The organism is Marinobacter denitrificans, assembly GCF_008795955.1.
In the GTDB taxonomy this organism is placed as follows: Bacteria; Pseudomonadota; Gammaproteobacteria; order Pseudomonadales; family Oleiphilaceae; genus Marinobacter; species Marinobacter denitrificans.
On the sequence record NZ_VMHN01000008.1, the window covers coordinates 102,032 to 125,362 of the forward strand.

Annotated in this window: 22 protein-coding genes; 10 read left to right on the forward strand and 12 right to left on the reverse strand. The window is 56.0% G+C overall.

Translation table 11 applies throughout. The features are described 5' to 3' along the window. Nucleotides 1-35 precede the first annotated feature (35 nt). Nucleotides 36-1,307, reverse strand: coding sequence for a lipid IV(A) 3-deoxy-D-manno-octulosonic acid transferase (gene waaA, locus FO268_RS18180; RefSeq protein WP_150994654.1), 1,272 nt, complete (start codon nt 1,305-1,307; stop codon nt 36-38). 174 nt (nt 1,308-1,481) lie between these two features. Between waaA and lpxL the strand changes: the two genes are divergently transcribed. The 4 genes from lpxL to FO268_RS18200 are packed head-to-tail and all read left to right on the forward strand — an operon-like array spanning nt 1,482 to nt 5,585. After that, nucleotides 1,482-2,432, forward strand: coding sequence for an LpxL/LpxP family Kdo(2)-lipid IV(A) lauroyl/palmitoleoyl acyltransferase (gene lpxL / locus FO268_RS18185; protein WP_150994655.1), 951 nt, complete (start codon nt 1,482-1,484; stop codon nt 2,430-2,432). 35 nt (nt 2,433-2,467) lie between these two features. Beyond that, a complete protein-coding gene (locus FO268_RS18190; protein WP_150994656.1) occupies nt 2,468-3,418 on the forward strand; it encodes a mitochondrial fission ELM1 family protein in 951 nt (316 codons plus the stop codon). Then, nucleotides 3,415-4,527 (forward strand): glycosyltransferase family 4 protein, encoded by a 1,113-nt coding sequence (locus tag FO268_RS18195; protein ID WP_150994657.1) that lies wholly within the window; start codon nt 3,415-3,417, stop codon nt 4,525-4,527. Before FO268_RS18190 ends, FO268_RS18195 begins: the two co-directional genes overlap by 4 nt. After that, complete coding sequence (locus tag FO268_RS18200; protein WP_150994658.1) at nt 4,527-5,585, forward strand: glycosyltransferase; 1,059 nt, start codon at nt 4,527-4,529, stop codon at nt 5,583-5,585. Before FO268_RS18195 ends, FO268_RS18200 begins: the two co-directional genes overlap by 1 nt. Here FO268_RS18200 and FO268_RS18205 read toward each other — a convergent pair. Further along, nucleotides 5,509-6,219, reverse strand: coding sequence for an SGNH/GDSL hydrolase family protein (locus FO268_RS18205; RefSeq protein ID WP_150994659.1), 711 nt, complete (start codon nt 6,217-6,219; stop codon nt 5,509-5,511). The two genes, FO268_RS18200 and FO268_RS18205, sit on opposite strands and share 77 nt — an antisense overlap. A gap of 19 nt (nt 6,220-6,238) precedes the next feature. On the opposite strand from FO268_RS18205, the gene FO268_RS18210 reads away from it, so the two are divergent. The 4 genes from FO268_RS18210 to FO268_RS18225 all read left to right on the forward strand — a co-directional run bounded on the left by FO268_RS18210 (nt 6,239) and on the right by FO268_RS18225 (nt 9,983). Next, nucleotides 6,239-6,907, forward strand: coding sequence for a YrbL family protein (locus FO268_RS18210; protein WP_150994660.1), 669 nt, complete (start codon nt 6,239-6,241; stop codon nt 6,905-6,907). A 90-nt stretch (nt 6,908-6,997) separates the two neighbouring features. Beyond that, complete coding sequence (locus FO268_RS18215) at nt 6,998-7,906, forward strand: lysophospholipid acyltransferase family protein (RefSeq protein ID WP_150994661.1); 909 nt, start codon at nt 6,998-7,000, stop codon at nt 7,904-7,906. Between the two features lie 107 nt (nt 7,907-8,013). Beyond that, nucleotides 8,014-8,844, forward strand: a complete 831-nt coding sequence (locus FO268_RS18220) for a glycosyltransferase family 2 protein (RefSeq protein ID WP_150994662.1) — start codon at nt 8,014-8,016, stop codon at nt 8,842-8,844. Continuing rightward, the gene (locus FO268_RS18225) at nt 8,841-9,983 is read left to right on the forward strand and encodes a glycosyltransferase (protein ID WP_150994663.1); all 1,143 of its coding nucleotides are present in this window, start codon (nt 8,841-8,843) and stop codon (nt 9,981-9,983) included. Before FO268_RS18220 ends, FO268_RS18225 begins: the two co-directional genes overlap by 4 nt. Here FO268_RS18225 and FO268_RS18230 read toward each other — a convergent pair. The 6 genes from FO268_RS18230 to FO268_RS18255 all read right to left on the reverse strand — a co-directional run bounded on the left by FO268_RS18230 (nt 9,980) and on the right by FO268_RS18255 (nt 15,657). After that, on the reverse strand, nt 9,980-10,447 hold the full coding sequence (locus FO268_RS18230) for a hypothetical protein (RefSeq protein ID WP_225316839.1): 468 nt from the start codon (nt 10,445-10,447) through the stop codon (nt 9,980-9,982). The two genes, FO268_RS18225 and FO268_RS18230, sit on opposite strands and share 4 nt — an antisense overlap. A gap of 227 nt (nt 10,448-10,674) precedes the next feature. Then, nucleotides 10,675-11,757, reverse strand: coding sequence for a glycosyltransferase (locus FO268_RS18235; RefSeq protein WP_150994665.1), 1,083 nt, complete (start codon nt 11,755-11,757; stop codon nt 10,675-10,677). Nucleotides 11,758-11,814: 57 nt separating this feature from the next. Then, entirely contained in the window at nt 11,815-12,531 is a 717-nt protein-coding gene (locus FO268_RS18240; RefSeq protein WP_150994666.1) for a protein kinase family protein, read from the reverse strand. A 46-nt stretch (nt 12,532-12,577) separates the two neighbouring features. After that, nucleotides 12,578-13,876: an O-antigen ligase family protein gene (locus FO268_RS18245; protein WP_150994667.1), complete on the reverse strand. Its 1,299-nt coding sequence runs from the start codon at nt 13,874-13,876 to the stop codon at nt 12,578-12,580. Next, nucleotides 13,831-14,808, reverse strand: coding sequence for a stealth family protein (locus tag FO268_RS18250; RefSeq protein WP_191966992.1), 978 nt, complete (start codon nt 14,806-14,808; stop codon nt 13,831-13,833). The genes FO268_RS18245 and FO268_RS18250 overlap by 46 nt, the downstream gene beginning before the upstream one ends. A 21-nt stretch (nt 14,809-14,829) precedes the next feature. Next, complete coding sequence (locus FO268_RS18255; RefSeq protein ID WP_150994669.1) at nt 14,830-15,657, reverse strand: 3-deoxy-D-manno-octulosonic acid kinase; 828 nt, start codon at nt 15,655-15,657, stop codon at nt 14,830-14,832. Between the two features lie 35 nt (nt 15,658-15,692). Here FO268_RS18255 and FO268_RS18260 point away from each other — a divergent pair, with 35 nt between their 5' ends. Further along, nucleotides 15,693-16,733 (forward strand): glycosyltransferase family 9 protein, encoded by a 1,041-nt coding sequence (locus FO268_RS18260; protein ID WP_150994712.1) that lies wholly within the window; start codon nt 15,693-15,695, stop codon nt 16,731-16,733. A 78-nt stretch (nt 16,734-16,811) separates the two neighbouring features. On the opposite strand, the gene FO268_RS18265 is transcribed toward FO268_RS18260, so the two are convergent. From FO268_RS18265 to glnE, 3 genes are all read right to left on the reverse strand, one after another. Beyond that, complete coding sequence (locus tag FO268_RS18265; protein WP_150994670.1) at nt 16,812-17,216, reverse strand: DUF6165 family protein; 405 nt, start codon at nt 17,214-17,216, stop codon at nt 16,812-16,814. A 37-nt stretch (nt 17,217-17,253) separates the two neighbouring features. Continuing rightward, entirely contained in the window at nt 17,254-18,180 is a 927-nt protein-coding gene (locus FO268_RS18270; RefSeq protein ID WP_150994671.1) for a branched-chain amino acid transaminase, read from the reverse strand. A 98-nt stretch (nt 18,181-18,278) separates the two neighbouring features. Further along, nucleotides 18,279-21,185, reverse strand: a complete 2,907-nt coding sequence (gene glnE / locus FO268_RS18275; RefSeq protein ID WP_150994672.1) for a bifunctional [glutamate--ammonia ligase]-adenylyl-L-tyrosine phosphorylase/[glutamate--ammonia-ligase] adenylyltransferase — start codon at nt 21,183-21,185, stop codon at nt 18,279-18,281. An 81-nt stretch (nt 21,186-21,266) separates the two neighbouring features. Here glnE and FO268_RS18280 point away from each other — a divergent pair, with 81 nt between their 5' ends. Then, on the forward strand, nt 21,267-22,454 hold the full coding sequence (locus tag FO268_RS18280; protein ID WP_150994673.1) for a potassium channel family protein: 1,188 nt from the start codon (nt 21,267-21,269) through the stop codon (nt 22,452-22,454). Between the two features lie 5 nt (nt 22,455-22,459). Here FO268_RS18280 and FO268_RS18285 read toward each other — a convergent pair whose 3' ends face one another. Further along, nucleotides 22,460-23,317, reverse strand: a complete 858-nt coding sequence (locus tag FO268_RS18285; protein WP_150994674.1) for a CYTH domain-containing protein — start codon at nt 23,315-23,317, stop codon at nt 22,460-22,462. Nucleotides 23,318-23,331: the final 14 nt, after the last annotated feature.

A 23,331-nucleotide genomic window follows, 5' to 3' on the forward strand; every position in this document is an offset into this window, starting at 1 on the left:
GCCTCAGACAGAATGGGCGGGCCCAGGAGCCCGCCCTAGATCCGCTCGACAATTCCGTTGACTACCTTCTCCAGCGCGCCCCGGTTAGCGTTTACCACGGCCAACGCGTTACGCCCGGCGCTCTCGGCGGCCTGCTTGTCCGCAATCAACTGCATCACACACTGTGCCAGTGCCTCTGAGGATGGAGTTATGTAAAGCCCCGCTCCCGCGTCAAGACGGTTGTAGATGGTTTCAAAGTTAAATATATGAGGGCCGGAGAGCACCGGTATACCCCAGGCTGCGGGTTCCAGCGGATTGTGACCGCCACGCTCGATCAATGACCCACCCACGAATGCTATATCACAGGCACCGTAAAGCATGAGCAACTCGCCCATGGTGTCTCCGACATACACCTGACACGAATTCTCATCACTTGCGCCTTCATTTCCTGACTCAGAACGGCGCTGCACCGCCAGCCCCATAGAATGTGCGAGGTCAGCCACATCATCAAATCGTTCCGGGTGTCTGGGCACAATCAACAGTAATGCGTCGGTATACAGGGTCATTATCTGTTGGTGGGCTTCCAAAATCTGACGATCTTCGCCCTCGTGGGTACTGGCCGCAATCCAGACAGGGCGGGCCCTGCCAAGCCGGTGCCTCAGCCCGGATGAGAGGGAGCGGAGTTCATCCGAGATCTCCACATCAAACTTGATACTGCCGGTGACCGATACAGAATCCGGCCTGGCCCCTATGCGCAGGAATCGCCCGGCATCTTCATCGGCCTGTGCGGCGATCCAGCTGATACTGCGGAGCAACGGCTTCACCAGGGAAGCCACACGTTCGTACCCCCGGGCAGAACGGGCAGAAAGCCGGGCGTTAATCAGAAAAATGGGGACATCGCGCTGCTTGCTCAGCGAAATCATGTTGGGCCAGAGTTCGGTCTCCATGATCACCAGCGCCCGGGGGCGGACCCGGTCCACAAACCGGCGTACGGCACCCGGGGTATCATAGGGAGAAAATGCATAACGTACCTGGTCACCGAACAACGCCTTTGCCCTGGCGGAGCCCGTAGGGGTCATGGCCGTCATCAACACGGGGATATCCGGATTACGGCGCAGCAAAGCCTTTACAAGAGGGGCTGCAGCGATGGTTTCCCCCACGGAGACTGCATGGACCCAGATTACAGGCTCATCGGATGCCTCCACGTAACCCAGCCGCTCCTGCCAGCGTACAGACGCTTCCGGATTAGTGCGCCCAATCCACCACAGGCGCAGCAGCACAAATGGCAGCGCAATGCGAAAGAACAGGGAGTAAAAAAAGTGAAGCATACTAACTCCGGGCCGGGTCGGTGCGGCCGTCATTCTACATAAAGCCAATGTCAGAGTCTGCGGCGCAGAATCCATCGTTTTCCGCAAGTTGCGGAGATTGCTGCTTTAGCGGATGAGAGTCGTGCTGCTAAACTCCTGTTCTTGTTACCGGAACACCATCAGGCTGCGAAACAAGTGACCAAACGCAAACAGAAATCCCGCGACACCCGCTATTCCAGCTACCTCCATCCACGCTGGTGGCCTACCTGGATGGGTATTGCCCTGATGTGGCTGACCGCGCGGCTTCCCCTCAGAATCCAGTGGTGGCTGGGCAGGCGTATTGGCGACCTTGCCTATCGCTTTGCGGCCCGGCGGCGCCATATTACGGAGGTCAATATACGTCTGTGCTTCCCTGAGCTGTCTGAGCAGGAACAGCAGGCGCTGGTTAAAAAATCATTCAAAGCCAACGGCATCGGCGTGATGGAGATTGGACTGGCCTGGTTCCGCAATCCCACCTCTTTCATTCCCATCACCCAGGTGCACGGGCTCGAGCATGTGGACCATGCCCTGGCGAAAGGAAAGGGCATTCTTCTTCTGGGCGGTCATTACAGCACTCTGGACTTGGGGGGCAGCCTGGTCACAGAGTTTATAGAGGCAGATGTGATGCAGCGAGACCACAACAATCCGCTCATGAACGCCGTCATGACCCGCGCCAGAGAGCGCCGCTACGGCGTGGCGCTGGACAGCAGGAATCTGCGGGGATTGCTCAAACAGCTCAAAAACAATCGTATCGTCTGGTACGCGACGGATCAGGATTATGGCCGCAAAGGCATCGTGTTTGCGCCGTTTTTCGGTGTGCCTGCCGGCACCATTACCGCCACCTCGCGGATAGCCGACCGCAGTGGGTGTGCCGTGGTGCCATTCAGCCATTTCCGCCGGGAACATGAACCCGGGTACGACATCTACTTTCATCCCCCGCTGGCGAACTTCCCTTCCGGAGACGATATGGCGGACGCTACGCTGGTCAACCACACCATTGAAAATGAGATCCGCCGGCACCCCGACCAATACCTCTGGATGCACCGGCGCTTCAAGACCCGGCCTTCAAAAGAAGACCCGGATCTCTACGGTAAGCAAGGAAACTGAATGCACTCTCTAACGAACCATGGACGGCAACTGCCGTGACAACTGATCGCTCCAGCCCGCCAGCGCCGGTCGTCTGGCTTCTCACAGACAACAAGCCCGGGCATCGTAACCAGCTCAAAGGGCTAGGCAATCGTTTACGCGTGCTTGCCGGAGCCAATGTAACTGAAATTGATGCCACGAAAATGTCAGTCCCCCTTTGGCGGGCAATACTGGGCATTGCCCCGACCATGGATAAAACCCTGGGAGCTCCGACGCTGATTATCGCCGCCGGCAGCGGTACCCATCGCCTGCTGCTGTCCCTGCGACGCCAGCGGAAAACAAAAACGGTCGTTGTGATGAAGCCGGGGTTTCCCCTCGGTTGGGTCGATGCAGCCATTATTCCCGAGCACGACGCCGTCAAACCTGACAAACACATCCTCATCACCCAAGGGGCAATCAACGCCATCACGCCTTTGGCACGCATTACCGACAAACCCGAGGGTCTGATTCTAATCGGCGGCCCCTCGGCCCATTTCGAGTGGGATGATGACGTAGTACTGGGGCAAGTGGCTCAACTTATGGGGCAGTATCCGGAGTGGCGCTGGACCATCAGCGGTTCCCGCCGCACACCGGAATCCCTCCTCGAGCAACTGCAGGAATTGGCAGGCCCCAAAGTCACCGTGGTGGACCCGGCACAAACCCACGCAAGCTGGCTGCCCCACCAACTGGCCGCATCCCGCGCCGTCTGGGTCACACCGGACAGCGCTTCCATGGCTTGTGAGGCCGCCACCTCCGGCGTTCCCACCGGCCTTTTTGAACTGGCGCCCAAACCAAACAGCCGGGTCGCCCATGGCATGGCCAGCCTGGTGGAAAAAGGGTACGTTGCGCGCTGGAGTGATCATGCCTCGGTGATGGCAGGCAAACTGCCAGGATCCCATCAACTGTGGGAAGCAGACCGGGTCGCACGATGGCTGATAAACCATTTCCTGAAGGGAGGTAAGCATTGAGGATTCTGCAGGCTTTGCCCGCACTCTACAGCGGCGGCGTTGAACGGGGCACTGTGGAATTCGCTGCTGATCTGGTCAAGCGCGGCCACGAATCCTTTGTGGTATCAAAGGGCGGGCCCATGGCCGAACAGCTGCGTGGGCAAGGCTCCAAACACATTTTTATGCCTATACACCGAAAGAGCCCTGCCTCTTTCGGGCAAATTCTGCCCATGCGGAATCTACTGCTGGAGCTGAAGCCGGATATTGTGCATGTCCGCTCGCGCATGCCGGCCTGGATCATCTGGCTTGCCTTGAAAAGCATTCCGGCGAATGAGCGGCCGGCCGTTGTCTCCACCTTTCACGGCATGTATTCCGTCACTCCCTACAGCGCCATCATGACCCGTGCGGACCACATAATCGCCGTATCCGGGTGTGTGAAGGATTATGTACTGAACAATTACCCGGTACCGGAAGAAAAACTGACCGTCATCCAACGGGGAGTGGATGTAGATGCCTTCCGGCAGCGGGAGCTCAGTCCACAATGGCTGGAGCGCTGGCTCCGGCAGTATCCACAACTGGCGCACCAGAAAATCATCATGATGCCCGGGCGCATTTCGCGCTGGAAAGGTCAGCTGGATTTCCTGGCCATGGTGGCGCAACTGGTGCAGGAACGGCCGGATTGTCATGGCATAATCGTCGGCGGCGCTGAGCCTGGCAAAGAGCACTTCCTGGAAGAGCTTGAAAAGGAACGGGCCCGCCTGAACCTGACCGATAAGGTCAGCTTCCTTGGGCAACGCAATGACATGACCACCCTGTACCTGCTGGCAGATGTGGTGTGCCACATGTCCACCAAACCAGAGCCCTTCGGACGTACTGTTACCGAGGCGCTGGCCTCCGGCACCCCCGTCGCCGCCTTCGATCGTGGTGGCGCCGCCGAAACCCTTCGTGCCTGTTTTCCCCAGGGGCTGGTACCGCCAGACGACATTGAGCAGTTTGCCCAGACCACGCTGTCACTGATCGACAAGCCCGAACCTGAGATCGAGATTCCATGGCGGTTCCGGCTGGAGGCTCAGACCGAAACAACTCTCAAGGTTTATGAAAACCTGCTGGCCCGGAAACAGGCTCAATAATGGCGACCCGCGGCCTGCTGACCGTTGCGCTGATGATCGCCACCCCCGGCACTGGCTGGGGCGGGATGGAAAAACACACTGCAGACCTGGCGAACGCCCTTGCAGCACGGGGCCACACGGTTCACGTGCTGGCCCATCCCGCCTATAGCAAACGCTTTCCGGAACCCGTTCTTTTCCATTCGCAGCCGTTCCAGCTTGGCCGACGCAACCTGTGGCTCCGATACCGCCTGCGAAAAACCCTCCGTGCCCTAAAGCCAGACATTATCCATGCCCAGGGCAACAAGGCCGCGAGTCTGACCAGTACCGTTGAGCGCCATGGCCGGATAACCGTTGGCACGCTTCATGGCACAAAACGTTCTCACAAAGCCTTCGACAGGCTGGATGGCGTAATTGGCGTCAGCCGTGAAATCATAAACTCCACTTCACACCCCAATGCCCGACTGATTTTTAACGGCATGCTGCCCCCGGAGGACGCCAATCTTGATGACCGTATTACGCCCGAGATTCCTGTTCCAACTGAGCGACCCTTGCTCCTGGCGGCAGGTCGCCTCGAACAGGTCAAACAGTTCGATCGACTGATCCAGGCGTGGGTTAAGGCAGATTGGGATGGCAAGCTGGTGATTCTTGGAGAGGGCGGCCAGCAGGCACGGCTCACCGCATTGGTCCGGGAACTGGGCGCCGAAGACCGCATTTTCCTTCCGGGTCATGAACCCCGGGTATTTCCCTGGCTCAAGGCGGCCACGGCCTGCATCATTAGCTCCAGCCGGGAAGGCTTTCCTTACATCATGGTGGAGGCTTTGATGGCAGGCTGTCCGGTTCTGTCCACCCCTGTCAGTGGCGTGAAGGACTTCCTGCCTCAACAATTTATTTCAACTTCGGATGGAGTTGACGATATTGCCAGACTGATAAGGAACGCTCTTGCGGATACCGACTCGCTGGCAGATCTACAGAGCGAAAGCTTCCGGCAGGCTCGGGCGCAACTCAGCCTTGCAACCATGGTGTCGAAGACTGAAGATTTCTATCGGGAACTGCTTGCCAGTATGCCGGCAAGGCATTGATCACCGTCTCGGCCACGAGCCGATGCCCCTCAAAAGTAAGGTGCGTACCGTCCGTCATAAGGGTACTCATTTTCCGCTGCCATAGCCGATGGTAGGCGTCTGCGCTGACTGCATTGGGCTCTTGCGTGGCCAGGTACTTTATCCCCTCGTTGTAGCGCTCTATAAGTGGGTTTCTAGGCTCATCCAGATTGGGCGGCGTGGCCACCAGCACGAAAAGCGTGTCAGGAGCGGAACGAACCACCTGTTCAATATTGCCAAGATATTCCTCCAACGGCACCTGCTCCACTGCACCCCAGCGATCCTGCAGGTGAAAGCTGCGGGCCCATTTTTTCAGCTTCTTGACCAGTTTCCTGGCCAGCTTGCGGCGGGGACTGTCCGGGTAATAGAGGACATAAGGCGCCCCACGGAAGGTCAGCCAGGAGTCAACCAGGCCGTACTGGATAAACGCCAGCTTATAATTCCGTGGCGGAAAAGCCTCTGCATAGCGCAGCAATTCGCGGGTTGTGCTCATGGTGTGACCACAATTGGTGAGAGCCAGGCCCAGGTGTTCTGCTACCATCTCCGGCCAAACCGGTTCGTGGTAATCTTTTAACCCCTCGGTATTGCAATCACCGTAGGCAATACAACCGTTCATAATGTGTGGTGTCTCTGCAATGATTGACCTTTCGGGCCTCGAGCCCTTTGCGTCTGGTTACAACCGGCACTGCTATCGGCACCCGGATGATCCCGCATTGTGTCTCAAAGTTCTCCGCCCTGAAAACATTGAGGCCCGCTTTCAACGGCAGCCCTTGCCTAAAAAAGCACTCGGACGAGCCAGAATCGACGACAACCGGCAGGAGCTCAGGGCACACCAGCAGCTGGCCATCAGAACTCTGATTGCCCATGGCCGTAGTCAGTTGGTGTGGGAGCACCTCCCCCGCTTCCACGGCAACACAGACACCTCGTTTGGCATGGCGAATGTCAGCGAAATTATTACAGGAAGCGATGGCCAACCGGCCGAAACACTCGAAGCCTATGTGAAGCGCCGGGGCTTCGACCAACCTGTTAAAAATGCTGCCGAGCGGTTCTGTGACTGGCTCACTGATACCGGCATCCTCACCCGCAACCTACTGCCCCATAATCTGGTGATTGCCGACAGGAAGGGCCAGCCGGAACTGTTTCTGGTGGACGGGCTTGGCGCCCCTTTCATACCAGACAAACTGGCGGCCTTCCCCGCCTGGCGCCGGCGATATATTTCCCGCCGTATCAAGCGGTTTTACCTCAGGATCAAATGGGAAACCTGCGCATCCGGTGAAAGCTGGGAAGCCTCCCAGAAACTGTGAACATCCACCGGCCGTTCACCAAACTTGCCGCCCACGCGGGATGGTGGTAGCTTCCGCTCATCCTGTTTCCTGTTGATTGTCCTCCGGATTATGGCCATTTCCAAAGCAACGCTACTGATCACTGCTCTCCGGTTAGCCGGAAAACTGCCCCTGCGTGGCGCCCAGCTCATTGGCCGCTTTCTGGGCATGACAAGCTGGATGTTCAAAACCCAGTCAAGTAAAACCACTGACATCAACCTGAAAATCTGCTTCCCGGAACTGACGGACGAGCAGCGTCATCGCTTGATCCGCTCCAGCCTGCGCCATACCGGCCAGACCATGATGGAAATTCCATTGATGTGGGAATGGCCGGTGGAACGCTGCCTTGGGCTGATCCGCGAGATCGAGGGCGAGGAACTGCTGGCCGAAGCAAAGAAAGGTGGCCGAGGTCTATTGCTGCTGGCCCCACATCTGGGGAACTGGGAGCTCACCGGCCTGTATTTTTCCTCCCGTTACCGTATGGCCGCGCTCTACAGCCCCCCGCATATCAGGGAATTTGAAGACTACATGATTCGGGTTCGCGGTCGCATGGGGTCGGAGCTGGTTCGTGGCGACCGTCGTGGCCTGGCAAGGCTGATCGCCCTGCTGCGCGAAGGTGAAGTGGCCGGTATACTCCCGGATCAGAGCCCGCGAGGCAAAGGCACCGCCTACGCACCTTTCTTCGGAATGGATGTACGCACCATGACGCTGGTATCCAAACTGCTGCAGAAATCCGGTGCCAAACCCTTGATGACCTACTCCGAGCGCCTGAAAGACGGCCAGGGCTTCCGGCTGGTGATTCGTGAATGCGAACATGGGATCGCCGACCCCGACCCGGTCACCGCTACCACCGCGCTCAACAAGTCAATTGAAAACGTAGTGCGTGAGATTCCAGAACAGTACCAGTGGGAATACAAACGTTTCCGTCATCGGCCGACCGGCCTGCCACACCCCTACAGACCCGGGCACGTGTGTAAGTAAATCCCGCGGTTACAGCCGGTGCCTGTGCGGAACTAAAACTGTATAATCCGCGTACCGAACCAGTCTCGACGACTGTCTGTTTCCCTGAAAAAGGCCGGGCCGGATTCATGTCCCCAGAACGCATTGGTGTTGTCATCACCACCTACAATTCCCCGTTATGGCTGAGTAAGGTTCTGACGGGTTATGAAAACCAGAGCCAAAAGGACTTCCGGGTAATCATTGCCGACGACGGCTCCACGGACGAAACCCGCGCCCTGATAGACAAGTTCCGCGAACGCGGCATCCTTCAGCTTGACCATGTATGGCACGAGGACAATGGCTTTCGAAAATGCCAGATTCTCAACAAAGCCATCAGCGAAACCGACTGCGACTACCTGATTTTCACCGACGGCGACTGCATACCGGAGCCAACCTTTATCGAAACGCACCAGCGGCTGGCCGAACCGGGGCACTTTCTGTCCGGCGGGTACATCAAACTCACCATGCCAGTGTCCGAAGCGATCTCGGACGAAGATATCCGCAGTGGCGTCATCTTTGACCCGCAATGGCTCGTCAGCAAGGGACAGCCGAAGAACCATAAGCTCTGGAAACTCTCCCGTTCCTCTTTGAAAAAGAAGTTGCTGAATACCATCACACCGGCTGCCTCCAGCTGGAACGGCATGAACAGTTCCACCTGGACAAAAGACCTGATCGCCGTCAACGGCTTCAACGAAGACATGCAATATGGCGGCCTGGACCGGGAACTGGGCGAGCGCCTCTGGAACTACGGCCACAAGTCAAAACAAATCCGCTACAGCACCGTGTGCCTGCACCTGGACCATGCCCGGGGCTACTCAAAACCGGAGATCTGGGCCAGGAACCGCGCTATCCGCAAGGCAGTGAAAGAAAACCGCACCTTCTGGGCGGAAAATGGAATCAAGAAGAGCCCGGCTGCATGAGGACACTGGTCGTCATTCACAGCCTGAAAATGGGCGGAATGGAGCGGGTTGCCGTAAATCTGGCTGACGCCTTTGCGGATGAAGGCCACGAGAGTCACCTGCTGTCCTGCCGCAATCGCCCCAATGATCTCAGCCCTGCCAACCCGTCGGTCCACCTGCACCATTTCGACCAGTTCCAGGCGCTGATGAAATCCGTCATTGGCATTCCGGTGTTCCTGCTCTCCCGGCTGGTACTGGGCGTGCTGTTACCCAAGTCCCATTTCATGTGGGTGGGCTGGCTCAGTGGCTGGTTGCTCAAGCGCCATATCCGCTCCCTGGAGCAACGTTTCGGGCGCTTCGACCGGATCGTTTTCCGGGGGCTGGGCACCTTTAAATACTTCTGGTCGTTCCGGGACGACCGCAATGTGTACGTTCTGGAAAACGTCATCCATTACGACCGTCCGCTTTGGCAGAAAAAGCTGGAATGGAAGCTGGTGTTCCACAACCGCCATCTGGCCTGCGTCTCATCCGGTGTTCTGGCTTCCGCCCGTGAAGCCTTTGACAAAGGGGATATCGCGCCGAAAAGCCTGCGGGTGATCACCAACCCCTGCCCGGTGGAGCGGATCAGCGCGCTTGCCCGGGAAAATGACCCTGACATACTCGAGGAACCTTACATTCTCAATGTCGCGCGCCTGGTCCCGCAGAAAGGGCAGGAACTGCTTCTTGAAGCTTTCTCGAAAGCCAGAATCCCCCATCAGTTGGTAATTGTCGGCGAAGGCCGCCTGCTGTCAGAGCTTCAGAAAAAAGCGGTAGACCTGGGAATTGCAGATCGCGTCGTGTTTGCCGGGAAGCTGGCGAATCCCTACCCCTGGATGAAGCACGCGGATTTGTTTGTTCTGGCGTCTGAGTATGAAGGGCTCGGCATCGTACTGACCGAAGCTCTGGCCTGTGGCACACCCATCCTATCGGTCGAAAGCCGCGGTGGCGTCACGGACGTTTTTCGTGGGGATCTGGAAAAGTACCTAACACCGCGTACGGCTGAGGGGCTGGCCCGGGGGCTTGAGTCTGTCGCTGCGATGCTGCCTGTGGAGGTGAAGCCCGACTGGCTTGAAGCCTTTAGCTCCAAGGTGGTCGTCGAGGCATTCCTGTCGCAGCCCTAAGACCTCGAACGCAACCCCGACAAGGCACCCAAAGCTGAAACGTGGACAATACCAATCTGCGCCGGGAAGGGCTTATCCAGCATCAATGCCATGGCAAACCGGTGACAGCCGGCACCAGAAAAGATCGGTTCTCCGCCCGGACCAATGTGCATCAGAACTCCCCCAACTTCACGAAAGTTACCGGGAACCAGCTCCCCGCGTGACGGCAAGGCCCCTCCGTTTCGGACATTCGCCCAAATTTTGTCCAGAGTTTCAAAGCGCCGCTGCACATCATCAGGTGTGCGGCACTGATCAGTGACGCCAGTTGGCGACACGGCAATTCGTCCCAACATGAAATCGATAGCACCAGCATCATTCCAGCTCTTGCCATCTCGCCAACGCGACCAGCAGTAAGTCAGTTTCGGGTGATTCTCAAAAGGTTGTTCCAGTGAGACTGGCCAGTCAGAGACCACCTTCCCTGACATCTGCCGAACCCTGGACCCGAAATAATCCGCGAGATCCGCAGCCTCAATGTAACGACTACAGTGAGCCGGATTAACCCAGATACGCTCAGCATAGCGTGGAGCGCGGGGACCAAACCTTAACCAGTTGAAAGCATCTATCCAAAACGCCCGAAGCTTATACTTGATCGCCAAATAACATCCTTAATTCTGGGGGAAACGCGTATACCTGTGCTTTCTCCTGGCTGCACTCAGCGCAACTCAGCTTCAAAAAACAGTCGGTTTGTCTCACGAATCATTCGCTGCAGACTGAATTCGTCACCAATCCACTGACGAAGCGCGGCGGGAGAGAACACCGTTTTTCCCTCACTGATAGCGCGAATTCCGTTGGCCATGGATTCCACATCATCTACATCAACCAGCACACCATACTTACCGTGAGCCAGTAACTCTTCGCTTCCCGGAACACGGGTGGAAACTACCGGTTTGCCATAGCTCATTGCTTCATTCAGCACGTTCGCCATTCCTTCATTTCTGGAGCATAGAAGGAAAAGATCGATGCCCTTGAAGAACGCATGCATATCGCCCTGATAGCCAAGAAAATGAATTCTCCGGGACTCCGGGCGCCCCTTGATTGCCGCTTTAATGTCCTCCTCGAACTCGCCTTCACCGGCGTGGACAACATGTATGTTTTCCGGCAGGTATGAGAGAATATTGGGCAATAAATCGAAGCCCTTCTGGGGGCTGAAACGGCCAGCACAACCGACAATTACCGTTTCAGGGGGGAGATCCAGCAACGCTCTGAAATCTAGCGGCTCCCCTTCGGACGGAGGCAGATTAAATCCGTTGTAAACCCTGACCACATTGCGTTCATTAAAGAATGTGGGGTACTTCAACATCTCATTCTTCAGGGAGTCACTGTTCACCATTAAAATGGATTTCATTAGTCGGAAAATGACAAAGTATTTGATCGGGCTTTTTACTCTCCGCGCAATACCTAAATAAAGTACAACGCGGTTTACCCCTGCGAGCCGTGAGGCCAATGTGACAAGCCACCAATCTTTTTTCAGGGCTGAAAAAACAACATCCGGGCTTATTCTCTTTAGGATACTTACATAGTTCGCCAACACAAACAGATTTAAATCCCCACCTCGGGACTTGACCTCTATCGTCTCGACGTTATCTATATTGGTAAAGCGCTCGGCAAAATAACCCTCTAGCAGAACCACATAAACCTGCACCCCCGAGGCACCCAGAAACCGAGCCCTGAGATGCACGTTCTTTTCGATTCCCCCCCAGACGCGGGAAGGACAAAAAAGTACGGCTTTTTTCATATAATCCATTACCTTGAAATCAGGGGGAGCCGTTTAACGTAGCGAACGCTATCGCCGCTACGGTTTCCTTCGTGCCCTTAATCGTCGCTTCAAATTTCTCAATCCGAAACTGATGTCCTCCAGGCGCGATGCCAGCCATAGCCATCCAGATGAAGCCTCTTGAGGCGAAAGGAGCGATCGACTCTCAGGACAGCTCCGCAGAAACCGGGCTATCTCTCTGGCCTTTTGCAATTTCGGCAAAACTCTAGGTTTTTTCAATCGAAAATCAATAAAAACCACACAATTTTCTACCATCAGGAAGTTAGCCAGCTGTGCGTCACTGCGAAGATAGCCCCGTTGATGAAGTGCTCTTAGCGCGTCTAAAACCTTATCGGCGTCGCCTAACTCTGCCGGCCGGCCTTCGACAAACCTGTAGCATACAAAGGAGTCCACGACGACGCCTTTAGATCGAAGCTCGGCTGCCAAAACCGGCTGGGGTGCGCGAAATCCCATCGAGGCCATCGTTTCAAGATGAAGGAACGTGCGAAACGCATCACTTCCCCTGAAGCGCGTTAGAAACCGCTCCCAACGGCGTGTGTTGCGGGCGCGAGGAACTTTAAGGAGTAACGACCTGCCCTCAAAATCCAGCTTCGCACTCAAGGTCCTCCAGTTATCGCGAAAAACATGTTTCTGTATGACTGTACCATCCACAACCGCATCGAGGAGACGCCGACTTGTATTAGCGTCAATATAGGTAAGCACACGGTAGCTACGATAATCAAAAGAATCAGGCATACCACACCTTGTGTAAGGGAGCGAACTCCGGCGCTAGTACATCAACTCAGACTTCTTTGCTCTCAAAATATCTGACCAGGCCGACTAGAAAGGTAAACGGAAGCCAAAAGAAGAGCCAGTCAGGACTTGGCGGGGCGACGACCCGATGCCCATCGGTCATATTTAACAATAAGATCAGTACAAAAAGACCCAAAGCAAATGGCCTTAATCGACTACCGTACTGACCAGACAGGCGAAGAATTCTCACCACAACCCAAGCTAAAAGCGATAAAAACAGGCCCAGACCAATGATACCTGAGTAGTGAAAGGCCCCCAGAATCAAGTTATGGGGGTGCTTGATTTTTATGCCCGCTTGCTCATACAGCAACTTGCCTGCTTCAGAGGTTGTAAAGTCTGACGCCATTCCTGCTCCGAGCAAAATCATTTCGGGGGGTTTCTGTAGCACAGCCAGCCATATCAGCGGTCTGTATGACAAACCTCTCGCAGTCATTCTGGCCAACAAATCATCAAAGAACAAAGTGAAGAGAACAACGAAGAACAGCACCCCACCTAGCAGCCACCAGAAGTAACGCCAACGCCTTGCCTTTCCGCTCACAAGCTGCGCGGAAAGCGAGAACGCAAACAGAAAGACCAGAAACGCCACCAACGGCCCGCGACTTTGCGAAAGAATAACAACGATAAGCACAACTAGTAGCGACATCCCTATGATCGCATAGTCAAATCGAGTCCGGTGCTCATCCACCCGATACATGACCATGCCAATAGCCCACAAACTCATCAATGAGGCAGGCCCCAATATGGGATGGCTAAGAAAACCAAATCCGCTGAACCGAGCTGGGTACTGCCCCGTCCAAAGGTAATTCCCAATTGCCAAAACCCCGCTGAAGATAGCAATACAAACCAGAACACGGGCGTAAAGAAGCGGCTGAAGAAGCCACCGCTGTGATGCTGCAAGCACCGCCAACACAAAAACGCCAGTACTGAAAGCCCACCGAACGATCTGGTACTGATCCTCCGTCGCCAATCCTGCAGGAGCGAATGTGCCTACGGCCACATATCCGATAAGAGCGATCGCCAACCAGCCCGAGCGATCACTGATGCCGGTGCAAGTGTCACGACGCACACAAGCCCACAAAACCAGGGGCAATACCCCCACGAACAAAAAAGCCCTGTAAAAAGCAATCCATGGCACGAGCAAGGAAAATGTAAGGAACAACATCAGGAAAACGCTAATCCAGTGTTGTATGCGGAAGGAGTTTTTCAACGGAGGATGAGTCGATTGGTGTGAAACGAGATAACTCAATTGGGCGCCCTCGTTAAACGACCAACTGTTTTGTCCATCCATGCTTTCCAGAAACTCAGAAACTCATCACTGACATTGTCCAGGCTTTGCGCGCATAAAAATTTACAGTCAGGATTTTCTTCCACACTCGTGAGGGCTTCTTTATCACAAGTCCCCGCGGAGGCACTCAAATACAGAGACTTCGGTAAAGACGAAATCTGCGCACTTTGGTGTTTCAATTCAAGGTGATTGGCGAGGGCGATAGGCCAGAACTGCCGCACATCTCTCAGAGGGAAAGAAGAGTTTCGGCCCAGCTGTTCCGGGTGCTCAGCAAAATAATCACGAAAGGTGCTCACACGCATTGGATGCGGAATGTGATCAACGTCGAGATATTGATCAGCTACCCCGGCCAGCGCTGCAGCTTCAGATTGCAATGTACGCCGAGTAGGTCGCCCTCTTCCCAGCAATCGAGCGAGTTTCCTCATTGGTCGCTGCCTGACCGGCGACCTGAATGTCCCCCGAAGCACTACCCCGTCATCAATAAAAAAGTTGTCTGGCTCAACGGCTTTGATAAGAAAACAGTCATCATTGAAGTAAATGAAATTGTCGGCCAACCCTGGTATCCGCCACAACATGGTCTCGATCGAGAGGCTATTAAATGTCGGCAGGTTATGGTGAAAATCCTGAAAGATTACTTTATGGTCCACCACGCTCACACGCTGAGCCAACTCAGGATCTACATACTCTAAAAACCCTGGCGTCTGCTCGTCTGTTACAACATAAATGCGCCTGAGCCACGGAGCGAAGTGAACCAAAGATGCGATGCAATACTCCAGCTCGCCCCTGTCTGCATAGCGAGTCTTTGCCGCTGCTTTCGGCCGTTTTTTCGCGCGGGGCCCCAGATAGGATTCGAGCTTCTTCTCGTGCACGGGATCTTCACCGTCGACCCACGTAACAACAGCATCAATCGGCTCATCAAATTTTCTAAACGACATGTTATGAGTGTCAAACCTCATTCAGGACTCGTAATAACCCGCCATAAGAACCTGCCACAGATTATCTCGCCGCTGGTTAGAGAGGGACTGTATACGTTTGTTCACTGACCGATGCAATCGTCGAAGATTGTCTCCCTTCCAACCTGCACTTCCCCAGGCTTGTGTATGGAGCCTGCAACGATCAAAATCAATAAGATATATTCTCTCTCCAGCCACCAGGATGTTGTCGCAGTTCATATCCACGTGGTCCAGCCCTTCACGATGAAACAAGCCGATAGTCATGCCAACGCGCCGCCACAAATCCTCGCGGTCGAGAGACGCATGCTCCGGCATAGGTACACCATCCGTGATCCGCTCGATGAGAATGGCGGCCTCATAGGTCAAAGCACCATGGCGACTGACAAGCGCGCCCACCGGCTTGGGCACAGGCAGGCCTTTTTCAAGCAATACGCTCAGCAAGTTGAACTCCAAAAACGAACGGGATCTGCTGTATCCGGTGAACAGATATTGACGCCTGGAGAAACGGGCTGCGAAACCGCCCCGCCTATAGTGCCTCAGAACCAACGGGCCGTCTGGAGACTGTACAAACCACGCACTTCCCCGCCCGCCAGCGACAACAGGCTCAGCACACTCCCCCCAAAACTCTGGAGAAAACCACGACTCAGTAACACCTTCAAACTCCGGCGATACCAGCAGTACTGACTTTCCGGAACCTGTATTGCCCGCTGTCTCTGTCAAAAGATCGGTACCCTCGGCCCGGCAAACCATGGGCGGCCGGGTAAAGACGTTAAAAGCCCAGTAGGCTAGAATGGCGCACAGTTTACCAATGAGCCTCGCCCGGCTCCACATCCAGCAGTTAAAGATTGGAAACGGACCGTAACTTGATCAACTCCATCTGCATATTACGCCTGTCCGCCATTGGCGACGTCACGCATGTCATCCCTGTGGTCCTGAGCCTTCAGGAGCAGTTACCTAGCGTGAAAATCACCTGGGTGATCGGCAAGATTGAAGCCAAACTGATTGGCGACCTGTCGGGTGTCGAGTTTGTCATTTTCGATAAGAAAGCCGGCCGGAAGGGCTACGCTGACCTGCGCAACACCCTGAAAGCCCGGAAGTTTGATGCCCTCCTGCATATGCAGGTGGCATTCCGCGCCAACCTGGCGGCGGCGATGATTCCTGCCAAAGTGAAAGTCGGTTACGACAAGGCCCGCAGCAAGGACCTGCACAGTCTCTTCATTAACCGTCGGATTGCCCCCGCCCCGCAACAGCATGTGCGGGACTGTCTGGCGAGCTTTCTTGAGCCTCTGGGGCTGCAATCAGCCGCACCAAAATGGGTCATCCCTCTGAGTCAAGAAGATCATGAGTTTGCACGCCAGCAACTGGCAAACGACCGCAAAAACCTGGTGATCAGCCCTTGCGCTAGCCACACTCTGCGCAACTGGCCGGCGGAACGGTATGCACGATTGGCCGATCACGCCATACGTGTTCATGGTATGAAGGTAATTCTGGTCGGGAGCCCTGCGCCGTTTGAAGCCGAATTTTGCGCGTCCATTGAAAGTGTTATGGAAGAACAGGCGCACAACATTTGTGGCAAGGATACGCTGAAACAACTGGCGGCCCTGTTGAGTCATGCTGATCTGGCAGTGGCGCCGGATACAGGGCCAGCGCATATTGCCAGTGCGATGGGCACGGATGTGCTTGGCATTTATGCTGCAAGCAATCCGTACCGTTCGGGGCCGTACAACTCGCTCGACTGGTGTGTGAATCGTTATCCGGAGGCGTTGGAGCGGTTTACGGGGAAAACGGTCGAGGAGGCTCGCTGGGGGGCCAAGGCTGAGTTTGAGGGGGCGATGGAGATGGTGTCGGTGGAGGATGTTACCGGGATGTTGGATCGGTGGGTTGAGGCTCAGAGGGCAAAAGGATAACCGGCGGCGGTTTTCTGAGTCCGGCGCCGGTTTGGTCGGATTACGCTTTGCTAATCCGACCTACGGTTTGCAGGGCAATTACTGGCGGGCGGTGTAGTCCTGGTAGGACTTTTCTTCGACGAAGCGGGAGCCCAGGGCCAGATTCACTTCTTTTTTGATGGCGGCGCGTTTGTCGTTAGTGACATACACGGCACGGGCCAGCTCAATGAACCGGGAGCCAAAGTCCTGGGCTGCTTCCTGGTCGCGGATGTCGTCTTCGATTTCCCAGAGCTCCTCGTTGACCGCCTTCAGTTGCTTGCGAAGGTCGGCAATTGCGGCCTGGTCCTGCACTGCCTCGTTCCAGGTAGCGCTCAGCTCGTCCAGCTCCAGGCGAACGTTGTTGACCTTCTCCGGATCTGCAATCCTTTCGGATTTGATTTCCAGGATGGTGATCTTGTCCAGCACTTCGCCGAAGGAGACCGGCACTTTGATAACGTCTGCCATTTGCTCTTCCTGCAGGTGTTGTTAATGGATTACGAGGTTAACCGTTTACCGGTGTCAGCCACTGTGAGTGAGCCGCACTCTTGCCCTTCACGGCATCGAAGTACATACCCTGCAGCTTCTCGGTCAGCGGGCCACGCTTGCCCGCACCGATCACACGGCCGTCCAGCTCACGAATCGGCAGTACTTCCGCAGCGGTGCCGGTAAAGAACGCCTCATCCGCGATATAGACTTCATCCCGGGTAATGCGGCGCTCTTTTACCGGAATGTTCAATTCTTTTGCGAAATCCAGGATGGTCTGGCGGGTGATACCTTCCAGGCAGGACGTCAGCTCCGGGGTGTGCAGAACACCATCCCGCAGAATGAAGATATTCTCGCCGGACCCCTCGGCAACATAGCCTTCGTTATCTAGCAACAGGGCTTCTTCGCAACCGCTTGCAATGGCCTCGTTCAGCGCCAGCATGGAGTTGATGTAGTTGCCGTTGGCCTTCGCCTTACACATGGTGATGTTGACGTGGTGCCGGGTGTACGAAGACGTACGAACCTTGATGCCCAGCTCCTTGGCCTCCGGTGACATGTAGGAGGGCCAGCTCCAGGCGGCGACCATTACGTGCACCTTCAGGTTATCGGCACGCAGACCCATACCTTCTGAGCCCAGGAACACCATCGGGCGCAGGTAGGCCTCATCCAGATTATTCTCCCGAACCGCTGCGCACTGGGCGGCATTCAGCTCGTCCTTGCTGAACGGCATGGTCATGTTCAGGATATGGGCGGAGCGGAACAGACGGTCGGTGTGTTCTTTCAGGCGAAAAATTGCAGCGCCCTTCTCGGTGCTGTAGGCGCGCACACCCTCGAAGCAGCCCAGGCCGTAATGCAGTGTGTGGGTCAGCACGTGGGTTTTGGCTTCCCGCCAGGGAACCATTTCACCATCCAGCCAGATGAAGCCATCGCGATCAGCCATCGACATTGTTTCTGCTCCTAAAGCGCTCTTTTCGGGAAACCGGCATTCTAGCAGGAAATCCCGGCCTTACGAAGAGGCCCAATCACTCTTATATCACCTCGACATCACCCCAGCATTACCTGGTTCCACATACTCTGGATGTAGTCACGTTCCTCGGGAAACGCATCCCCTGCCACCTGACTGTTCAGGTTCTGCAGCGCGCGCCGGTGAATGGTAGAACGCAGGGTGATGTATACCTCTCTCAGCTTTTCCGTGTCCTCAACCGGTAAAATACCGGCCCGGCCCAGCTCTTCCATCTGTCGGATATTATCGGACCACTGGGTCAACTCCGGATATTCCGAGCACCAGGCCAGCATCAGGTATTGCACCATGAACTCGATATCGATGATGCCACCGAAATCGTGCTTGGTGTGGAAAACCTCCGGGTTCTTGCCCTCAATCTGAGGTGTGCCTAGCGACGCACGCATTTTCTCGCGCATGCTCACGACCTCTTCCCTCAATTTGTCCCGGTCCCGCTGCTGGCACAGGATGTCGCTCCGCAGCGTTTCAAAGGACTCCAGGGTCTCCTTGCAACCGGCCACACCTCGAGCGCGGGCCAGGGCCTGGTGCTCCCAGGTCCACGCATCGTTACGCTGGTATTTCTCGAAAGCGGTCAAGGTGCTTACCAGCAGCCCCGAATTTCCAGAGGGGCGCAGGCGCATATCCACTTCGTACAACTGCCCCGAAGGTGTTTGGGTGTTGAGGATATGCACGATTCTCTGGCCCAGCCGGGTATAGAACACTGCATTGTCGATGGGCTTGTCGCCGTCCGTTGACTGTTCGGGGTCAGCGTCGTGGATAAACACCAGATCCAGGTCCGAGGTATAACCCAGTTCGATACCGCCCAGTTTTCCGTATCCGATGATGGCGAAATCGGTGTCACAGGCGGAGCCATCCTTGCGCCGGGGGTAACCATGGCGGCTGACCAGGTTGGCAAAGGCCACGTCCACCACATGATCCAGAACCACTTCCGCGATCCACGTCAGGTAGTCGCTGACTTTCATCAGCGGCAGGGTTTCCCGGATCTCCGAGGCAGCAACCCGCAGGATGTGCGCCTTCTTGAAGTGCCGCAGGGTTTCCATCTGCTCCTCGAGATCCTCGAAGGGAATCCGCAGCATTTGCTGGCGCAGGTCGTCCTGGAGCTCTGTTTTCGCCGGCGGGCTGTACAGGCTCTCGGCGTTCAGGAGTTCATCCAGCAGCAAAGGGGTTTCAGCCAGCTGGCTTGCAATCCAGGGGCTTTCGCTGCACAGGCGAACCAGTTGAGCTCGGGCTCCCGGGTTTTCCATCAGCAGCACCATGTAGGCGGTTCTGCGCAGGATGGCTTCCACAAGCTGCAGAACCCGGACCAGAGTCTGGGAGGGCCCGTCCACGTGGGTGAGCGCTTCCAGCAACACCGGCATGAACTTGTTGAGCCTGTGCCGCCCCTGGGTTTGCAGCGTTTGAAGAGTGCGGGTTTCGCGCAGGTCACTCAGGGCGGAGTAGCTGCCTTCCGGGTCCTCAAACTCGTGCTCCCGGAGCCACGCCGTTGCCGCTTCCTCATCCATCTCACCCAACCAGAGCTCCTGCCAGCCTTCATCCAGCGCTGCGGTTTCGTGCTCCTCGTCTTCAATGGCAATGATGTCCGCGAAGTGCGTTGCCACCCTTTCGCGGTGCTTTTCCAGTTCCGCAGCACAGGCTGTCCAGTCATCAAACCCCATGATCAGCGCTACACGGGCCCGAGCCACGTCGTTATCCGGCAACAGCTGAGTCTGTTTGTCTTCCATACCCTGCAGAGCATGTTCCAGATTGCGGAGGAAAACGTACGCGGCTTTCAGTTCTTTCACTACCGGCGATGGCAGCAGTTCCAGCTCTTCCAGTTCTTTAAGAATCACCAACAGTTCGCGTTGCTGAAGCTCCCTGTCGCGGCCGCCCCTTATAAGCTGAAAGGCCTGGACCACAAACTCGATCTCACGAATACCACCATTGCCGAGCTTGATATTGTTTTCCAGGCCCTTGCGGCGCACTTCCCGGCTGATCATGGATTTCATGCTGCGCAAGGACTCAAACGCGCTGAAATCAATATACTTGCGGTAAACAAAGGGTTTGAGGCTGTCCATCAGAATTTGCCCCGCCTCCTGATCACCGGCTACCACCCGGGCCTTCACCATGGCATAGCGTTCCCAGTCCCGGCCCTGGTCCTGATAATAGGTTTCCAGGGCGGCGAAGCTCAGGGCCAGCGCCCCACTTTGCCCATAGGGCCGCAGGCGCATGTCCACACGGAACACAAAACCATCGGCAGTGATCTGGTCCAGAGCCTGGATCAGCCGTTGCCCCAGGCGGATAAAAAATTGCTGATTATCGATAGATCGGCGTCCGCCCCGGGTCTCGCCTTTACCCGGAAACGCAAAAATCAGATCTATATCAGAGGATACATTCAGTTCATGCCCCCCCAGCTTACCCATACCCAGGACAATCAATGGTTGCGGGCCTTCCTTCCCGGTCGTGGGGTTCATGCCCCAGGGAGTCCCTGACTGCTCGCAGGTGTCGTCATACAGCCAGTCCAGCGCGCCCTGAATGCAGGTGTCAGCAAAATCACTGGTGGCAGCGATGGTTTCGGCCATGTCTGCCCAGCGCATCAGGTCCCGCCAGATTATGCGGAACTGGATTTCCATGCGGAAACGCCTCAGGGCCGTGTGAAGGCTGCGTTCATCCGTCACTTCAGACAGAAATTCCTGCCAGCGCTGGCGCAGATAATCATTGGTAGTAGGCTCTGCCAGCGGCCGCGACGAACACAGAGAGGCCACCTGCTCCGGGCGACGCTCCAGGGTTTGCCGCAGAAACAGGCTACGGGCAATGGCCTGGGCAACATCTTCATCGGAAACCCCACCAGAAGCTTGCAGGAACTCTGGTACGCCCTCCGGAAACATCGAAGGCCAGGCAGCAGCCACATCCTTTGCCAACACCTCTGGTAGTGAGCGCCAAGGCTCGGACATAATGCAAACCCCTGTGTGTCTGTTATATTTCCCGTACTGTATAACGAACTCTCTCCCGACTGAACCGTTGCAAGGATACTGATGCAGAGGAATCGCCGGCCGCTGAACCCGGAACACCAGCTCTCCCACCTGCCCATGTCCGGGATTATCCGCTCCCGCATCAAACGGCTCTTCACCATTCTTGCAGGGTTACTGATCGCCCAGGTACTGATTATCTGGACAGCGGAAGATCTCACGCTGTTCGAATCCACCTGGATGACCATGACCACGTTGGTGACCGTGGGTTACGGCGACTTTGCCCCGGAAACCTATATAGGCAGGGTCAGCACCATCCTTATGATGTTCGTTGGTGCAATCACCCTGTTAACACTGATTGTGAGTGATTACATCGAGTACCGGTTCTACCGCCGGGAACGCATCCTAACCGGACGCTGGATATACGCCATGAAAGACCACATTATTATCATCAACACACCACAAACCGGCGGCGAGCAGTATTTTTCACGCTTTGCCTCACAGATGCGCTCTGTTCCGGGCTACGAAACTGTCCCTATCATGATACTGACGCGTCACTTTCCCAACGGACTGCCCCCGGAGTTGGCGGACCACGGCCTCGTGCATTTCCATGGTTCCGGCAGCGATCCCGACGCCCTGAAGGCAGTACATGCAGGCAGCGCACGACATATCATTGTACTGGCCGCCGACGAGTCGGACCCGTCCTCTGACAGCCTGACCTTTGACATCGTCCACCGCCTGAGCGAATCCAACCTTGGGCAAAAAATCACCGCTGAATGTGTCCGGGACGAAAACCGCTCGCGCTTCACCGCTACGGGGGTACGGACCGTAATCCGTCCGGTCCGGACCTACCCTGAAATCATGGTCCGGTCAGTGGTAGCCCCCGGGTCCGAAAAAGTGCTGGAAGATCTGTTCAACTACCAGAACGACCATCCCCACCGCTACGAAATCAAACTGGATGACCTGACCTGGGCAGACATTGTCAGCGCGCTTATCCGCCATGGCATTGGCACCGCGCTGGCCTATATCGACGATAACAACGACGTGGTCTGCCACCCACCGACGGAACAGGAGGTCGAAGGCAAGGGGCTGATCGTGCTGGTGAAGTCCAGTGAAACGCCTGACGTAGGCGTGGTTGAAGAGGCTCTGGCCCGCTACCGAGAATTCATCAAAAAATGGCACGATTTGCAGGATCAGGCCGCAAAAGAGGAATCCTCAGCGGCAAACACTGCAGATCAGGAAACTCCCACGTAGCGGCACTAGCCTGCGGCAATGGCCAGTTGAAGCTGCCCGAGCGCCTTGCCAGCAGCGAGGTCGTTGACAGTCGCTCCCTCGGCGAGAGACCGGATCACTTGCTGATACAGAGTTTCAACACCGCGCGCACTTGCCAGCCGGCTGATCGCACCAAGCTCATCTTTGTCGACAGGTATCGGCTGGCTGGTTAGCCAGGACGCACTTAACAGAAACAGGAAATCGTTCACTGTGAACTCTGAATGCGTGTTCGCCTCCGCCACCGGTCGATAAAGCCCTGCCTGGTAATAACCCTGCTCGGCCTTACTGACCAGGTTAAGAAATACAGGCACTTCGTCCGCCAGCCTTCTCGCCCATTTGAGTAAGGCCGATGGTTCTCCCGTCTTGAGTTCAAATTCAATCTCGTTAAGGGGTCGCGACTGGCCCGCAGCCACGATCTCGCCGGAATCGAGGGCTACCTCAATCAGGGTTTCGCCCTGCTCAATCATTACCACCCGGCGCTCAAAATTGGTTTCGAAGACGGGTTGCAGTGCGGCAAGGTTGACGCTTTGCCCCACCGGCGTGTCCGCAATCAGCCCTAATTTGAGCTTCGTACCAATCAGCGGCCACTCCCACTCCTGCCGGCGATGGGCGCCATCCACAAACTCGCCCCGGGTTTTCAGGGTCTGGATGGACTTGTTCCCCATTTTGCGGATCCGCAAGGCTGTTTTCTGTCGGTTGAGGTCACCCCCTGGCGTGTCGTAATAGGTATTGCCCAGTTGGAGAGTGTCTGACTCATAGGTATTTGGCTGGCTCAACAGCCAGGCGAGCGCGTGATCGAGATCAGCCTGCGCCACACTGAGCTTGATTTCGAGTTCCTGGGCCATTGCCACTCCTGGTA

What these genes read in the sequence shown, in the direction of transcription:
- FO268_RS18200 (WP_150994658.1), top strand. Translation starts at nt 4,527, where the DNA reads ATGGCGACCCGCGGCCTGCTGACCGTTGCGCTGATGATCGCCACCCCC.
- FO268_RS18280 (WP_150994673.1), top strand. Translation starts at nt 21,267, where the DNA reads ATGCAGAGGAATCGCCGGCCGCTGAACCCGGAACACCAGCTCTCCCAC.
- FO268_RS18235 (WP_150994665.1), bottom strand. Translation starts at nt 11,757, where the DNA reads ATGAAAAAAGCCGTACTTTTTTGTCCTTCCCGCGTCTGGGGGGGAATC.
- FO268_RS18240 (WP_150994666.1), bottom strand. Translation starts at nt 12,531, where the DNA reads ATGCCTGATTCTTTTGATTATCGTAGCTACCGTGTGCTTACCTATATT.
- glnE (WP_150994672.1), bottom strand. Translation starts at nt 21,185, where the DNA reads ATGTCCGAGCCTTGGCGCTCACTACCAGAGGTGTTGGCAAAGGATGTG.
- FO268_RS18255 (WP_150994669.1), bottom strand. Translation starts at nt 15,657, where the DNA reads ATGTGGAGCCGGGCGAGGCTCATTGGTAAACTGTGCGCCATTCTAGCC.
- FO268_RS18215 (WP_150994661.1), top strand. Translation starts at nt 6,998, where the DNA reads ATGGCCATTTCCAAAGCAACGCTACTGATCACTGCTCTCCGGTTAGCC.
- FO268_RS18220 (WP_150994662.1), top strand. Translation starts at nt 8,014, where the DNA reads ATGTCCCCAGAACGCATTGGTGTTGTCATCACCACCTACAATTCCCCG.
- FO268_RS18285 (WP_150994674.1), bottom strand. Translation starts at nt 23,317, where the DNA reads ATGGCCCAGGAACTCGAAATCAAGCTCAGTGTGGCGCAGGCTGATCTC.
- waaA (WP_150994654.1), bottom strand. Translation starts at nt 1,307, where the DNA reads ATGCTTCACTTTTTTTACTCCCTGTTCTTTCGCATTGCGCTGCCATTT.
- FO268_RS18230 (WP_225316839.1), bottom strand. Translation starts at nt 10,447, where the DNA reads ATGTCAGGGAAGGTGGTCTCTGACTGGCCAGTCTCACTGGAACAACCT.
- FO268_RS18270 (WP_150994671.1), bottom strand. Translation starts at nt 18,180, where the DNA reads ATGTCGATGGCTGATCGCGATGGCTTCATCTGGCTGGATGGTGAAATG.
- FO268_RS18205 (WP_150994659.1), bottom strand. Translation starts at nt 6,219, where the DNA reads ATGAACGGTTGTATTGCCTACGGTGATTGCAATACCGAGGGGTTAAAA.
- FO268_RS18225 (WP_150994663.1), top strand. Translation starts at nt 8,841, where the DNA reads ATGAGGACACTGGTCGTCATTCACAGCCTGAAAATGGGCGGAATGGAG.
- FO268_RS18210 (WP_150994660.1), top strand. Translation starts at nt 6,239, where the DNA reads ATGATTGACCTTTCGGGCCTCGAGCCCTTTGCGTCTGGTTACAACCGG.
- FO268_RS18265 (WP_150994670.1), bottom strand. Translation starts at nt 17,216, where the DNA reads ATGGCAGACGTTATCAAAGTGCCGGTCTCCTTCGGCGAAGTGCTGGAC.
- FO268_RS18250 (WP_191966992.1), bottom strand. Translation starts at nt 14,808, where the DNA reads ATGTCGTTTAGAAAATTTGATGAGCCGATTGATGCTGTTGTTACGTGG.
- FO268_RS18245 (WP_150994667.1), bottom strand. Translation starts at nt 13,876, where the DNA reads ATGGATGGACAAAACAGTTGGTCGTTTAACGAGGGCGCCCAATTGAGT.